The organism is Sporolactobacillus pectinivorans (assembly GCF_002802965.1).
Taxonomy (GTDB): domain Bacteria; phylum Bacillota; class Bacilli; order Bacillales; family Sporolactobacillaceae; genus Sporolactobacillus; species Sporolactobacillus pectinivorans.
Map to the genome: position 1 here is coordinate 1,243,805 of NZ_NXGA01000001.1, position 14,421 is coordinate 1,258,225.

Genomic DNA, 14,421 nt, shown 5'->3' on the forward strand with positions numbered 1-14,421 from the left:
ACAGCGAAAATGAACCGGATAAAGAGAATTTTGATCAGGGATCAATGAATTTAAGTGATGATTGCATTCTTTTGCCGGCGCGTACAAGACCCGGATATTCTTTCAGAAATGTCATAGAGAAATATGCAGTCGGAAAGACCAGGAGGAGATCAGGTGGATCAGAAAATTGCCGGCCGGGCCATTAAAGAGTGGATCACTGAATTTCCGATTCTGAAAAAGATTATGGCCAAACAGGAAATGTTATGGCTCAATCCAGAGTATGGAAAATCTGTTTCTGATCGAGTAACTGCCCGGGATGTGGCCGATGCAGAAGACCGTTTGCGCCGTTTTGCGCCATACATTGAAAAGGCATTTCCTGAAACGGGCGCATTACATGGTCTGATTGAATCACCGCTGTATGAGACGCCGAAGTTGAAAAAGTTTCTGGAGCAGGCGACAGGTGTGGCTGTTCCCGGGCGGTTAATGATGAAGGCGGACAACGAACTTCCAATTTCCGGATCTATCAAAGCGCGCGGCGGCATTTATGAAGTACTGAAAACGGCTGAACAGCTGGCTGTCAGCCATAATCTTCTGAAATTTTCAGACGATTATTCCGTGCTGGCGGATGATGCTTTCAAAAAGTTTTTTTCACAGTATTCCATAGCGGTCGGCTCAACGGGCAATCTTGGTCTGAGTATTGGCATAATCGGAGCCAAGCTGGGTTTCCGTACGACAGTGCATATGTCGCGCGATGCGCAGCAATGGAAAAAGGATCTGCTCCGCGAAAAAGGGGCTGAGGTCTGTGAGTACGATGCGGATTACAGCGTAGCCGTTGCTGAAGGACGCAGGCTGGCTGCACAGGACGCTCGCTGCCATTTTATCGATGATGAAAATTCGAAAGATTTGTTCGTCGGTTACGCAACTGCCGGAAACAGGCTGAAGGAGCAGTTTAATGAACAAAGTATCCCTGTAGATGCCGATCATCCTTTATTTGTCTATCTGCCTTGCGGTGTTGGCGGCGGACCGGGCGGCGCGACATTTGGTCTGAAGCAGGCATTCGGTGAAAATGTGCATCCCTTTTTTGTCGAGCCGATGCATGCCCCGTGTTTCTTGCTTGGGCTGCTGACCGGCCTGCATGATCAGATCTCCGTGCAGGATTTTGGACTTGATAACCAAACGGTAGCGGACGGGCTGGCTGTGCCGAAGCCATCGGCATTTGTCGGGAAGGCGGCCGGACATCTGATTGCAGGATGCCTGACGGTTAACGATGAACGGCTTTTTCAATTTCTGAAGGGGCTTGTGGATACGGAAAACATGTCGGTTGAACCGTCCGCGGTCGCCGGGCTGATCGGTCCAAAGATGCTGCTTGGCACGGAAGAGGGGCTCGACTTTCTGTCAGCACGCCAATTGCAAGATAAACTGCCTGCTGCTGCGCACCTGTTTTGGGCGACAGGCGGAGGTATGGTGCCGGAAAAAATCCGGGCCGCCTATTATGAAAAAGCGGCTCGGATCTAGACCAATAATTCGTTTTTTTTCATAAATAGATTGTCCCTTGTGTTCATCGCTTGCAGACACGCAGCTGAACAGATCGCGAGCAGTAGGTTTCACATAAAATTGAGATCGTGCAGTAATCCTGAAGATCATTTCTTTCTCTGCCTGCGTCTCCAAATATTATGCTTGTTGTCACTCAGTTCCATGTAATCCTGGAGCCTTTGAGATTAATCCGGCCGCTTTCATCAGCCGATATAAGTCTGAGCACTTTTTCTCTAAGTTGCATGATCCTTGTCTGCAGCTCATCATAAGCTATTAATTAACTGATGTTTTACAACCCGTCGATTAGTGATTATGCACAATAACAATTTGGTCAGCGTTTTTCACAATGTAAACCCATGGAAATACCTTTTATTGCAAAGCTTCCTGTGTCTGAACGATCTCCAGTGTTTCCTCTACTTCAATTGCGCCCTTGACGGACTGGGCGATCGTGCAGTTTGTGTAGACGTGATTGAACAGTCTGCGAATGAGCTTCTCATCGAGATTGCTCCCTTTTAATGTAACGTGGACGTCGACCTTTTTGATGGGCTCCGGTTCTTCTTTTGCTTGCACTTTGTCCGTTTCAATAGACAGATCGCTGTAGTTTATGCCCCGGTTGGTGAGCAGACGTTTGAAGACGAGCCCGCTGCAGGCACCGATTGATGTTTCAAGAAGGTCCCCGGGCCTGAAATCGTCTGCTTTGTTAATTTTCATTGTTCCGTGCTCACTGGTCAGTGTAAATCCTTGATCATCCGCTCTGAGTGTCATTTGTTTTCCCCCTTTCTTTGAAACTACCAAGCTTTTCTTAATTTGTCAAAAGGTCTGCTTTTACATGATTGAAAAGGAGAATGTCCGTAAAAATCTGCAAAATGCCAATCAATCTGCGCTATAATGAGAAAAGTGTTAATAAACTGTAAATTTGAACGACAAAAAATCTAGCAAGAAGGGTGGAGGATGTCATGCTGAAAAATCGCAAAACTTTCTGGGTCTGGATGGTGTTGATTATCCTGATGATCGGAATAATTTACAAAGGCTCGTCCATGCCCTATTCCCAGCAGGATATTCAGCCGTTTTTAAAAGCACATTTTCAGTGGACCTCTGAAACCTTTCCTCACATTAATTTCAATTATGGTGGGCAACTGATCACGTCGAACGATCCGTACGCTCTCTTCGAGTTTGTAGTCCGCAAGGCGAGCCACGTCTTTGAATACGCTCTGCTCACGTTTATGATCACCAACCTATTTATGACGACTGTGATCCTCCGTCTGCTTTGTTATTTATGCGGCCCGGCGGTGGCGCTTTGTTATTCGATTTTTGACGAATGGCATCAGACTTTTATCGCAGGCAGAACCGGCCATTTAATCGATGTGCTTACGTTCGACCTGGCGGGAATGGTTGCGGCAATGATGCTGGTATTTCTGCTCGATGTGTATGTTCACTTTCTGTATACGGGAAGCAATCATAAGCGTCACGCTCATGCCCAGTTTCATGGATAATTTAAAATAATAACTATGATATCGGATGTTTAGCTGCGCAGCAACCTGCAGCTTTTTGGGTCAAAATTCCGATGTTTAAAGACCGACATCATATCTTTACATTGTTAATAAAATATCCGGATCAGCCGATAAAGAGTATGAGCATGCTTGTGAAGACGAGTTGTCAAGAGCGGTTTGTTCCCTACAGATTTGAAGGGTGGATGTAGAAATGGCTTCACTGACGAATGGCGCGGAAGGTGCCGTAAACAAGACAGGGTTTTTCTCACTGCAGCGGATGTTACTTGTCATATACCTGGCAGTTGTTGTTGTGCTGGCTTTTTTGTTTTTTATATGCGGGAGTAAAGAACTGGTTCTTCCGGCGGCAATTTTGCTGGTTCTGACTCTCATTGTTAACTGGCTTGGTCTGACGTATATTTTCAATTCTTATAATAAAAGAATCCATGCAATCAAGCTGGTTGTGGCAAAGGCCGAAAATGGTGATCTGAACGGCCACTGCGAGATTCGCGGTCGGGACGAACTGGCTGTTCTGGCTCATGGGGTGAACAGTATGATCAGCATGAATCGAAAAATGCTGGAGCATATCAGCAGAGTTTCGGACAAGGTCGGTGATGCAGCCCAGTCACTGGTTTCCAGTGTTGAAGAACATACGGCGTCCTCTAACGAAATTGGCTCGACCATGTCGGAAATCGCTGCGGGGGCTTCAGATCAGGCGGGACTGATGGCCAAGAACAAAGAAGCGGCGGATGCGTTTGACCAGCATATGGAAGGTATTGCAGAGCACACGGATTTGATGAAAGAGGGCGCTGAGGCACTGGCGAAGGCATCGGAAGGTAATCAGCATTCCGTTGTGCAGCTCAGGGATCATTCGGAACGCACGATCAGCGCAACCGCTGATATTATAGACGCTATTTCATCGCTTGACGGACGTTCGAAAAATGTTGGCCGGATTATCGAAACGATTTCAGACATTGCCGGCCAGACCAACCTGCTGGCGCTTAATGCAGCAATCGAGGCAGCGCGCGCAGGCGAGCAGGGGAAGGGTTTTGCCGTTGTTGCCGACGAGGTCCGCAAGTTATCTGAGCAGACCGACCGGGCTCTGAACGAAGTTTCAGAATTAATCATCGGCATTCAAAAAGATACAGCGAGCACCGTATCTTTTGCCGGAAACACGAGCAAAGTTCTGGAGGAACAGTTTGTTGTAGTCGCTGATTTTGAAAAGAACGCTGGGCTGATTGCCGGGGCGGTTGCTGAAAACAATGAACGAATTGCGGGCATCGTCACTTCGATCCGGGAAATGGTTGAACAGAATAAACGGATTAAAGACAATATGAACGGCATGATGGAAATCAGTGAACAGACAGCGGCAGGAACTGAGGAAGTCACGGCTTCGATTGAAGAACAGACAGCCGGGATGGAGCAGCTGTCGCATCTTGCATCAGACCTTGAAGACGATGCATCAGATCTCCGCAGACAGCTGGCCGGATATAAATTAACTTGAATTCTTCCCAGACTTTCATTTTTACCAGATACATAATCAAGAAAAGAGCTGCTCGAAAAGGCGACTTTTTGAACAGCTCTGGAAAGGTGAGGACATTTGTCTATGAAGAAGGAAGAGCAGCAAGGCAGTAAGCAGCAGGCCGGAGAAAAAGCACCTGTAAAAAATGCCTTGAAAAAAGACAAGGGGCTTCGCCTGAGCAGTGCAGGAACACTTGTAAGTCGTTCATATGCCAGGTTGGCGAAGGCTGTACAACAGTCATTTATTGGAAAAATTCTACCTGGCAATCTTTTGAGGAACGTCAGCATCAGAAAACAGCTTTTGATCCCTTTTATTACATCTATTGTCATCATCGGGCTCATCGGTGGGCTGTTCAGCTATTTTTACGGTGCAAAAATGACGCAGGATCAGTTAACGCAGTCTACAATGGCGCAGATCAAATTGACCGACCAGAATTTTGAAACATATTTTCAGGATGCCGAATCGGTCGTGCGTCAGTTCACGGGCAGCAGCGTATTGAACAATCCGTCAAAAAATCAGGATCAGATTAACCAGACTTTTCAAAATGTGCTTGATGCAAATCAGAAATATATGGCGCTGACGTATGGGGCGGCAGATAAAACAGCGATACGCGCGCCACTTTACTTTTTCCCTCAAGGGTATGACCCGATGAAAGATTCTTGGTACAAGGCGGGTGTGAGTGGACATGGCCGGCCGGTGTGGACCAATCCTTATATGGATAATGTGATGAAAGAATATATAGTCAGTGTGGCGCAATCAGTGGTATCCGGCGGTCAGGTCAAGGGCGTCGTGAAGCTGGATCTTTATATTCAGTCGATTATCAATCAGGCGAATAGTGCAAAGTTCGGCAAATCCGGTTATGGCATCGTTCTTGATCCGTCTGGCACGTATATCGCTGCTCCAAGCAATCAGTTGATCGGGACCAGTGTTGCCAAGCAGCCATTTTATCAAAAGCTGAAAAAGATGGGGAGAAGCGGCAGTTTCTATGCGAACGTTAACGGCCAGAATAAACTGATTTGTTTTGAACGGGATGCAACGACCGGATGGACGCTGCTCGGTCTCATTAACAAGAGCGAGATTTCGAATCAGGCAAATCTGATTGCACTGCCTTCCGCTATTACTGTACTCCTGATTCTTCTGATTGCCATTTTTGTAACTAATTTCCTGATGAAGAAAGTGGTTATCCGTCTGAGAAATATTCAGCACGTGGCTAAGCAGGTAGAACAGGGCGATATGACCGTATCGGTACCGGTAACAGGCAATGATGAGCTTTCGGAACTGACAAAGAGCATCAACGCGATGGCCGGGGCAAACCGGGATGCATTCAAAAAATTGACCGATGTCACACAGCAGGTTGCTGGAGCTTCACAGACACTGGTTGCAAGTGCCGAAGAGAATGCGGCTACGGCGAATGAAATCAGCGCAACGGTAAATGAAATTGCTGCTGGCGCATCCAACCAGTCCACAGCGCTTGATGAAGGGCAAACTTCACTCCAATCCCTTGTCGAGGAAATTAAGAAGATGGAGGCCCGCAGCAAGGAAGTGCTTGAAGGCGTGAATCAAATGAATGAGACGTCCAAGGGCGGCGAGAAAAAAATGAGCCATTTGTCCGCTCAGTCCAAAGTTTCTGCTGAGACAACGGGGCAAATTATACGTGCTGTAACTTCACTTGATAAACATACGCGGGATATTAATCAGATTATTGATGTGCTGGACAGCATTGCGCGCCGTACGAATCTCCTGTCGCTGAATGCCAGTATTGAAGCCGCGCATGCCGGAGAACAGGGCAAAGGCTTTGCGGTGGTCGCCAGTGAAATCCGCAAACTGGCGCAGCAGACGAATGATTCATTACGGGAAGTCACTGAAACAATCAGTGCCATGACAGAAGAAACGGCGCACGCTGTTGCGCTGTGCGAGCAGACAAGCAGCACGGTTCAGGCTCAGGGCGCGGCAGTTGAGGAGACTGGAAAAGCATTTAAGCAGATTGAAGCGACAATTGAATCCAACGTTGCCGGTATCCGGGCGATTGCCGATGCGGTTCGCAGGACTCAAGAGCATATTGAGGAAATCAGCCAGGGAACGCAAATGATTGCCTCCACGAGTGAGGAAACAGCGGCAAGCACGGAAGAAGTGAGTGCATCTGTCGAAGAACAGACAGCCGCTATGGAAGAATTGAACAAACTTGCCGGTGACTTGGATCAGCAGGCGCAGCTGATGCGGGACGCGATCAGCCACTATAAAATTTAAACGGCAACACTAATAAAATGACAGAAAAGCCATGGGCACTTTGTGCGCCCATGGCTTTTCTAATTCAATGGCAAACTGTAAACTTGGTTAAATCACCCAGCTTCCCTTTCTGAAAATAGGTGTCAGCTGACCATCCGGTGTCTCACCGTCAATATCCAGTTCACCTGAACCTACCATGAAATCAACATGAACCAGGCTGGCATTTGCGCCTTTGTCTGAGAGTTCTTGTGCACTCATTTGACGCCCGCCGCGGTAATTGAAAGGGAAGGAGGTGCCAATTGCCAGATGGCACGATGCATTTTCATCAAATAGCGTATTGTAGAAAATCAGATGGGTATCTGAAATCGGCGAATGGTGGGGAACCAGTGAAACTTCACCGAGATAATGAGATCCCTCATCGGTTTCGATAATCTGTTTCAGTGTTTCATACCCCTGCTCCGCGCTGAAATTGACAATTCGTCCATCCTTGAAAGTCATAGAGAAATGATCAACCAGATTGCCGTCGTAATTCAGCGGTTTCGTGCTGGCGACCGTGCCGTTGACCCCTGTTTTCAGCGGCATGGTAAAGATTTCCTCAGTCGGAAGGTTCGGACGGAAGGGAACCCCTTTATCATTGGCCATTTCACCGCTGATCCACAGGTGTTCTGCCGGAAGCTCAATAATCAGATTCGTTCCTGGCGCTCGATAATGGAGCTTTTTAAAACGCTTTTCATTGAAAAAATTTACCTTGTTCTTCAGCGACTGAAGATGTTCTTTCCAGGCCTGTACCGGGTCTTTTCGATCCGCTCGGGTAATGGTAAAAATTTGTTTCCAGAGCGCTTCAATCTGCTCCGCAGTATCCAGATCCGGGAAAACTTTTGCCGACCAGGAAGCTGTAGGTACTGAAACAATCGTCCAGCTCACTTTGGCACCTATTTTAGCGTCAGAGAACTTTTTATTGGCTTTGGCGTCTGTTTTTTGGGCATTGGCAATGCGCACAGGATCGATACCGTCCAGCAGTTCCGGATTTGGCGAATAGATATAAAGAAAAGCTGCGTTCTCGTTCGACAACTCCTCATATTCCCGCGCTCGCCATGACGGATAGCTTTCAAAAGATTCGTCGGGAGCCAGATCAAAACGGGTGCGTGTCACGGCCTCATCCGTCCACTCGACGAACACATTTTTTGCACCGGCCTCATAGGCTTTCTTAACGGTCTTGTGCACGAAGGCAGGTGATTCGACAGGAGCGAAAATCAGGACATCCTGCCCTTTTTGCACGTTCAGGCCGACATGGACGGTAATGTCGGCATAGTTATCAAGCAGTTGTTCAAAGTGATTCATTCATGAGCCCCCTTGGTACATCCAACTTTTGGTATACAGTTTCTATTCTAGCACGTCCGGAACAGCCGAACATCAGAATTATCTTCAGGTGGAAAATTCGGGAGGACGATATTTGGGCGCACGCATAGAATGATACAGATATCTTTGTGGAGGTGGCGATCGGCATGGGTGCTCCGGAAAAGGTCAGGAATAATTCAGGATTTGCACTGGTGGCTGTGCTATTTATTCTTTTAATTATCATTGGCGCAATTTGGTTCTATTGATGCATTTCTGCCCGAATTCCCGAATTGTTGATTAAAAATTTTCCCTGATTTTACTTGATTCGGTTCATTTTCGAAATTTCGGTTCGAGTGAGCAACGACTTGGTTCGTGTTTTTTCGGTTTTGTTTCGAATTTTATCATTAAATAAAAATTTTTATGGGAGGTACGTACATTTAAAAAATTAGAATTTGTTTATCGACGATCGGAACGCGCGTGATGATGTCGGATTTGCCCTGCTTATCTGTCAATGCTTTTTCCGCAGGCTCATGTGGATCTTTTTCCAGCGCTCTTTTTCTTTCAGCATAGCCAGCTTGTCGGTTTTGCGCTTAAGAAAAGCGAGTTCGCGCTGCAGCTTAATATAGCTGTCAAAGCGTGCCCGCTCCAGCCGTCCGCTCGCAAGGGCTGCCCGAACTTCGCATCCCGGTTCACCGCTGTGCGTGCAGTCCCGAAACCGGCAGTCTGCGGCGAGCGCTTCGATATCTGCAAAACTTTGCCCTACTGACTGATTGGAAGCCGTCCAGAGCTGCAGCTCGCGCATCCCTGGTGTGTCAATGACTACGCCCCCTGTTGGAAGAACAACGAGTTCGCGATTGGTCGTTGTGTGACGGCCCCGGTCGTCATCCTCGCGCACGCTATTAACGGTTTGCAGTTCCCGCCCGTACAGCCAGTTGGTCAGCGTTGATTTTCCGGCGCCGGAAGATCCGAGAAAGACGACCGTTTTACCTTTTCCAAGATAAGTCTTCAGCTGTTCTTTACCGCTGTCATGAACGGCGCTTACTGCATGGATCGGCACGCCAAACGCAATTTCTTCAACTTCGGATACTTTTTCATCGATATGATCACATAAATCAGATTTACTCAGCACGATGACCGGGTTTGCCCCGCTCTCCCACGCCATGGTCAGGTACCGTTCCAGCCGGCGGACATTGAAATCATGGTTCAATGCCATGACCAGGAAAACTGTATTAATGTTGGCTGCGACAATCTGTTCTTCCGTCGTCAGGCCGGCCATATTTCTGGAAAATTTGCTGAAACGAGGAAGAATTCCTCTGATTGTTGCCTTCATGTCTGCCGGACGCTCATCAACAGAGACCCAGTCGCCGACCGCCGGATAATCTTCGCGCCTCAACGCAAGATGACGCATTTTTCCAGAAACCTCGGCGAGGAAAAAACCGTGTTCAGATGCAATTTTGTACTGTCCTTTATATTCGGAAACGACGCGGGCGATCGATCGTCCGTCTTCAAATTTGTTTTTTGCCAGTTCTTCAAGTGACGCATTCCATCCGTAATCGATTAAGTTCAATGTTTTTTCCTCCAGTTGATTTGGTCTTGGGACAACAAAAAGAGACCGTTGCACACGGTCTCTTTCTATCGCAGTGAGAAAACAGCCCTGTGAAGGCCATCTGCCCCAAAACATTCAAATCAGCTGAAAGACAATGATCCGGATGAGGAGGACAGACGGCTAATATCAATGAGATTGCCTGAGGTCTTTCGATTGATGATGGCCATAATACATGTCCCCCTTCCTTTAATTTGAAACATATTAAGTTTAAACAAAAACGAATGAATTGTAAAGGGGATTGATGCGTCATGGACGGGACAGGCATCGCATAAAATGGTGGGGACGGGATGAAAAAGGGGGGAGCCGGGTGGTAAAAAAAATAATCGACAGCCTGCAGATTGCGGCAGCTTTCATTGGCACGGTTGTCGGAGCCGGATTCGCTTCCGGCCGCGAAATCATCCAGTTTTTCTCACAGTATCAGGCATGGGGGATGATTGGGGCAGCCATCAGCGGCCTGCTGATGGCCTGGATTGGAACCAAAATGATGGTGTACGCCCGACGGATCAAAGCATACTCGTTCAATGAACTGGTAACCCGGTTGTTTGGTGAACATTTGGGAGCGATGATTCAGTGCCTGATTTTTTTAATGATGCTTGGTATTACCGGTGTCATGCTGGCCGGAGCTGGAGCTGTTTTCAAGGAACAGCTCGGCTGGCACAGGCTGCTGGGGATGGCTCTTTCCATAGTAATCTGTCTGCTTTTCCTCGTAAAAGGTTCCCGCGGCCTGCTTTGGATGAACTCAATCGTTGTCCCTGTTCTGATCATGCTTTTCCTCATCCTTTTCTTCACGGACAAACCCGGCTCTGTTTCCACTTCAAATCCCCAGTCTGCCTACTGGATTGCGTCTGCAGTTAGTTATGCTTCATTCAACATAATGACGGCCATCGTTGTTCTTGTTCCGCTGGCGCGTGACATTGATGACGAACGGGTGCTGAAAGTCGGCGGACTGGCAGGTGGAGTAGGATTCACTTTACTGCTCCTGCTTTCCAATCTGATGATTTTGAACCATCCGTCTGTGATGTTATTTGATATGCCGATGGCTGAACTGGTCAGGCCGCTGGGATTGATCATGCACCTGATTTTTGTCATCGTGATATTCGGTGAGATACTAACTACCTTCGTTGGCAACATATTCGGCCTTGCACGCCAGATGCACAGCGCATTTCCACATTTTTTATCCCCGGAGAGATCGATTATTCTGCTGATTTTCAGTTCTCTGATCCTCGGACAGGCCAGCTACGGCTCACTGATCCGCGTACTCTATCCACTTTACGGATTCATTTGCACGGCCCTTTTTGTCTACTTATTTTTCGCCAGACTGCCGCAAAAATAAATGACGTGCTTTACCTTATTACATCATGATACCCGATGACACCCGGTTTCGGTATGCTTTTAAGCTCATTTCCGCTAATCATGTAATCTATTATTTTGAAAACGGTTGATTGTAAAATTCTTATGAAAATTGTTTTCTTCGGTTGCATTTTGTAGGTAAATATCGTATGTTAATTGTAGCAGGATGTTTCTCTAAGGAAACAAATATTCATAAAGCGAATAGGGGATGGTTAAATGCCTGGTCGGCAGGAGGAGCGGATACAGGTTCAACTGATTGAGGGTGACACTCTTGCCGGGAGTGTGCCGAAGATAAAAAGCGAACATTCCCAGTCTTTTCAAAGCGCGGTCGGAGAGGCGAGAGGGTGGCGGCAGCTGCTGCCTTTTATCGGCCCCGCTTTTATCGCAGCTGTCGCTTATATAGATCCGGGCAACTATGCAACGAATATTCAAGCCGGATCTCAATTCGGCTATATGCTGCTCTGGGTGGTTATTATTTCAAACCTGATGGCCATTTTGATTCAAATGCTATCCGCAAAACTGGGGATTGCAACGTCACATAACCTGCCCGAAATTGTGCGTCAGGAATGGCCAAAAAGTGTATCGATTTTTTACTGGCTGCAGGGAGAGATTATGGTTATGGCCACGGATCTCGCTGAATTTATCGGCGCGGCGCTGGGCTTTCATCTTGTTTTCGGTCTGCCGATGATTCCGGCAGCGATTCTGACGGCGATTTGTGCGATGGTTATTTTAGCATTCCAGGTCAGGGGTTTCCGCCCGCTGGAGATGGTCATTGCTTCTATGGTTTTCGTTATTGTCATTTCATTCAGCTTTGAAACTTTATTTGCCTTGCCCGCTTTTAAACCGCTCATGAACGGTTTTGTACCGCGATTTCAGGGAACGGACAGCATTTTGCTTGCTGCCGGCATTTTGGGGGCAACGGTAATGCCCCACGCCATTTACATGCATTCGGGCCTGACGTGCAGAAGGGTTATTGGCCAAACGCCGGAAGAAAGGAAAAAGATTTTCCGTTTTGAGCAGGTGGACATTTTAATTGCCATGATCATTGCCGGGTTTATTAATGCAATTATGCTGGCTGTTGCAGGCTCCACTTTCTTTGGCAAGGAAGTGATCTCAGATCTTACTGTCGCTTTTCATGGCTTTGGTTCATACATCATGCCGAGTGCTGCGCTTCTGTTCGGAATTGGGCTACTGTCGGCAGGATTGTCCAGCTCATCAGTTGGCACGCTGGCCGGTGATATCATGATGCAGGGCTTCATTCACAAAAGCATTCCGGTATTTTTAAGAAGGGTATGCACGATGCTCCCACCGTTGATCGTGATTATTTCAGGCGTCAATGCGACCAAAGCACTTGTTATGAGCCAGGTGATCCTTTCGTTCGGCATTGCTCTCGCCATTATCCCTCTTGTTGTTTTTACGAGCAAGAGGAGGATCATGGGGCTGCTGGTCAATCACCGGCTGACAACAGCCGCAGCCTGGGGCGTAGCCACAATTGTTATCTGTCTGAATATGTTTCTGCTTTATCAGACGTTTGCTGGTTGAACAATAAAATTAAAAGCAGAATAGATACAGCAAAGTAATAATCCCGAAAAAGGGATTTTTTTGTTGCCTCGGAAATTATAAAATATCGACTTGTGGAACTGTCCGTTGAACGTGTAGAATGCTTAAGGGGGTCGCCTGAATCGGCTGATATACTACACTCTGTCGAACTTTACTTGATTCGGTTCGTTTTTTTATAGCCTAAATCATTTAGAATTAAATGTTCAGTTGAGCCCAATAGAGCCGGAATTCAGTCCAATGTCGAAGGTTCAAACCAGTCAAACAAGCTCAGCACAAATTGATGTTATAAGAAAAAAAACATTTGCGTCCAATTACTGCGCGTCTCAGTTTAAAGAGATTGGAATTGAGGGCTTTTTCCGATTAAAAACAAAGCTTTTTTTCTTTTCGTGTTCCATATTACTATTTTGCATTTCAAAGAAGTTTTACTAACAACCATAATGAGATGAGAATCCTGAGGCGAAACAAATATCACTGTGTTCGCACAAAAATCATTGTCACAAAAAGAGATCTAAAACTTTGTTCACATATTTATTGAAATTGGCAAATTGACTTTGCGACAGAAAGTGACGTAAAATGGAGATTGTGAGAGAAAAGCGGCAGGCATTCTGAACGGTAATGATTGCTCCAATTTTGCCGGTTGTTTGCCGGTTGTGTATACGCGGTGCATGATGGCACCCAAAATTTTAGCTGTGGAGGAATAATAATGGTTAAACTGCAAAAGGGCAAGTTTCAGTTTCTTGAAAAGCTCTCCAACGACGAAGGTATTATCGCTGCACTCGCTATTGATCAGCGCGGTTCTTTGAAGAGAATGATCGGTGCTGCTCAAGGCAAAGATGCTACGGATCAGGAACTGATCGATTTCAAATCTCTGGTATCCGAAGAATTGACAAAATATGCAAGCGCAATCCTGCTCGATCCGGAATATGGTATTCCTGCCGGCAAGAAGCGCGCTGCGACTTGCGGCCTGCTGACTTCTTATGAAAAAACCGGTTATGACGCAACGGAACCTGGCCGTATTCCTGACCTTCTTCCTAACTGGTCAGCAAAACGGATCAAGGAAAATGGCGGTACTGCTGTTAAATTGCTTGTTTACTTTGACCCTGATGAACCTGATGAAATCAACGATATTAAAAAAGCATTTGTTGAACGCGTTGGTTCTGAATGCAAGGCCGAAGATATTCCGTTGTTCTTTGAAATCGTAACTTACGACGAAAAGATCACTGATAAAGTTGCTTATGCAAAAGTTAAACCTCAGAAGGTTCTTGATTCGATCAAGATCTTCACGCAGCCTCGTTACGGCATCGACGTGCTGAAGCTTGAAGTTCCTGTTGACATGAGCCGTGTTGAAGGTGTTGGCGACAACGAACCTGTTTACACAGCTGAAGAAGCTAAGAAGTATTTCCAGGAAGTTGACAAAGCAACGACTGTTCCTTACATCTGGCTGAGTGCAGGTGTTTCAACTGAACTTTTCCAGAAGACTCTCGTGTTTGCTCATGACGCTGGTTCCAAGTACAACGGCGTTCTTTGTGGCCGCGCAACATGGCGTGACGGCGTTGAGGCTTATGGCAAAGGCGGAGAAAAGGGCGCTATTGAATGGCTGCAGACTGAGGGCAAGAAGAACGTTGACGAATTGAATGCAATTCTTGCTGAGAACGCAACACCTTGGTATGAAAAATTTGGCGGCAAAGACAAGATTGAAGTTGTCGACTGATTGATACTTGTACTGAAATAAACGGAGCGGGTGCGACGGACAATGTCTGTTGCACCCGCTTTTGTATACATAGAATTTTTTATTGCTGAATCAAGGGAGGGAAGTGAAA

General features: G+C 46.8%; 11 protein-coding genes. 8 read left to right on the forward strand and 3 right to left on the reverse strand.

What is annotated here, in order from left to right; all coding sequences use genetic code 11:
• Positions 1-123: 123 nt before the first annotated feature.
• Positions 124-1,494, forward strand: coding sequence for a D-serine ammonia-lyase (locus tag COP04_RS05950; protein WP_100487144.1), 1,371 nt, complete (start codon positions 124-126; stop codon positions 1,492-1,494).
• Positions 1,495-1,881: 387 nt separating this feature from the next.
• Here the strand turns inward: COP04_RS05950 and COP04_RS05955 are convergent, their stop codons facing one another.
• A complete protein-coding gene (locus COP04_RS05955) occupies positions 1,882-2,277 on the reverse strand; it encodes an OsmC family protein (protein WP_100487145.1) in 396 nt (131 codons plus the stop codon).
• Between the two features lie 191 nt (positions 2,278-2,468).
• On the opposite strand from COP04_RS05955, the gene COP04_RS05960 reads away from it, so the two are divergent.
• The 3 genes from COP04_RS05960 to COP04_RS05970 all read left to right on the forward strand — a co-directional run bounded on the left by COP04_RS05960 (position 2,469) and on the right by COP04_RS05970 (position 6,768).
• On the forward strand, positions 2,469-3,005 hold the full coding sequence (locus COP04_RS05960) for a VanZ family protein (RefSeq protein ID WP_100487146.1): 537 nt from the start codon (positions 2,469-2,471) through the stop codon (positions 3,003-3,005).
• A gap of 208 nt (positions 3,006-3,213) precedes the next feature.
• Positions 3,214-4,503, forward strand: a complete 1,290-nt coding sequence (locus COP04_RS05965; protein ID WP_100487147.1) for a methyl-accepting chemotaxis protein — start codon at positions 3,214-3,216, stop codon at positions 4,501-4,503.
• Positions 4,504-4,605: 102 nt separating this feature from the next.
• On the forward strand, positions 4,606-6,768 hold the full coding sequence (locus tag COP04_RS05970) for a methyl-accepting chemotaxis protein (RefSeq protein ID WP_100487148.1): 2,163 nt from the start codon (positions 4,606-4,608) through the stop codon (positions 6,766-6,768).
• An 87-nt stretch (positions 6,769-6,855) separates the two neighbouring features.
• On the opposite strand, the gene COP04_RS05975 is transcribed toward COP04_RS05970, so the two are convergent.
• Positions 6,856-8,088: an aminopeptidase gene (locus COP04_RS05975; protein ID WP_100487149.1), complete on the reverse strand. Its 1,233-nt coding sequence runs from the start codon at positions 8,086-8,088 to the stop codon at positions 6,856-6,858.
• A gap of 164 nt (positions 8,089-8,252) precedes the next feature.
• On the opposite strand from COP04_RS05975, the gene COP04_RS05980 reads away from it, so the two are divergent.
• Complete coding sequence (locus COP04_RS05980; RefSeq protein WP_100487150.1) at positions 8,253-8,351, forward strand: YjcZ family sporulation protein; 99 nt, start codon at positions 8,253-8,255, stop codon at positions 8,349-8,351.
• Positions 8,352-8,593: 242 nt separating this feature from the next.
• Here COP04_RS05980 and rsgA read toward each other — a convergent pair whose 3' ends face one another.
• Positions 8,594-9,652, reverse strand: a complete 1,059-nt coding sequence (gene rsgA / locus COP04_RS05985) for a ribosome small subunit-dependent GTPase A (protein WP_420852738.1) — start codon at positions 9,650-9,652, stop codon at positions 8,594-8,596.
• 346 nt (positions 9,653-9,998) lie between these two features.
• On the opposite strand from rsgA, the gene COP04_RS05990 reads away from it, so the two are divergent.
• The 3 genes from COP04_RS05990 to lacD all read left to right on the forward strand — a co-directional run bounded on the left by COP04_RS05990 (position 9,999) and on the right by lacD (position 14,312).
• Positions 9,999-11,024, forward strand: coding sequence for a YkvI family membrane protein (locus COP04_RS05990; protein WP_100487152.1), 1,026 nt, complete (start codon positions 9,999-10,001; stop codon positions 11,022-11,024).
• A gap of 233 nt (positions 11,025-11,257) precedes the next feature.
• Positions 11,258-12,583, forward strand: a complete 1,326-nt coding sequence (locus tag COP04_RS05995; RefSeq protein WP_100487153.1) for an Nramp family divalent metal transporter — start codon at positions 11,258-11,260, stop codon at positions 12,581-12,583.
• A gap of 721 nt (positions 12,584-13,304) precedes the next feature.
• Entirely contained in the window at positions 13,305-14,312 is a 1,008-nt protein-coding gene (gene lacD, locus COP04_RS06000; protein WP_100487154.1) for a tagatose-bisphosphate aldolase, read from the forward strand.
• The last annotated feature ends 109 nt before the right edge of the window (positions 14,313-14,421 follow it).

Excerpts from the sequence above, each read along its gene's own strand:
- COP04_RS05950 (WP_100487144.1), top strand. The coding sequence starts at position 124 with ATGCAGTCGGAAAGACCAGGAGGAGATCAGGTGGATCAGAAAATTGCC.
- COP04_RS05955 (WP_100487145.1), bottom strand. The coding sequence starts at position 2,277 with ATGACACTCAGAGCGGATGATCAAGGATTTACACTGACCAGTGAGCAC.
- COP04_RS05960 (WP_100487146.1), top strand. The coding sequence starts at position 2,469 with ATGCTGAAAAATCGCAAAACTTTCTGGGTCTGGATGGTGTTGATTATC.
- COP04_RS05965 (WP_100487147.1), top strand. The coding sequence starts at position 3,214 with ATGGCTTCACTGACGAATGGCGCGGAAGGTGCCGTAAACAAGACAGGG.
- COP04_RS05970 (WP_100487148.1), top strand. The coding sequence starts at position 4,606 with ATGAAGAAGGAAGAGCAGCAAGGCAGTAAGCAGCAGGCCGGAGAAAAA.
- COP04_RS05975 (WP_100487149.1), bottom strand. The coding sequence starts at position 8,088 with ATGAATCACTTTGAACAACTGCTTGATAACTATGCCGACATTACCGTC.
- COP04_RS05980 (WP_100487150.1), top strand. The coding sequence starts at position 8,253 with ATGGGTGCTCCGGAAAAGGTCAGGAATAATTCAGGATTTGCACTGGTG.
- COP04_RS05995 (WP_100487153.1), top strand. The coding sequence starts at position 11,258 with ATGCCTGGTCGGCAGGAGGAGCGGATACAGGTTCAACTGATTGAGGGT.
- lacD (WP_100487154.1), top strand. The coding sequence starts at position 13,305 with ATGGTTAAACTGCAAAAGGGCAAGTTTCAGTTTCTTGAAAAGCTCTCC.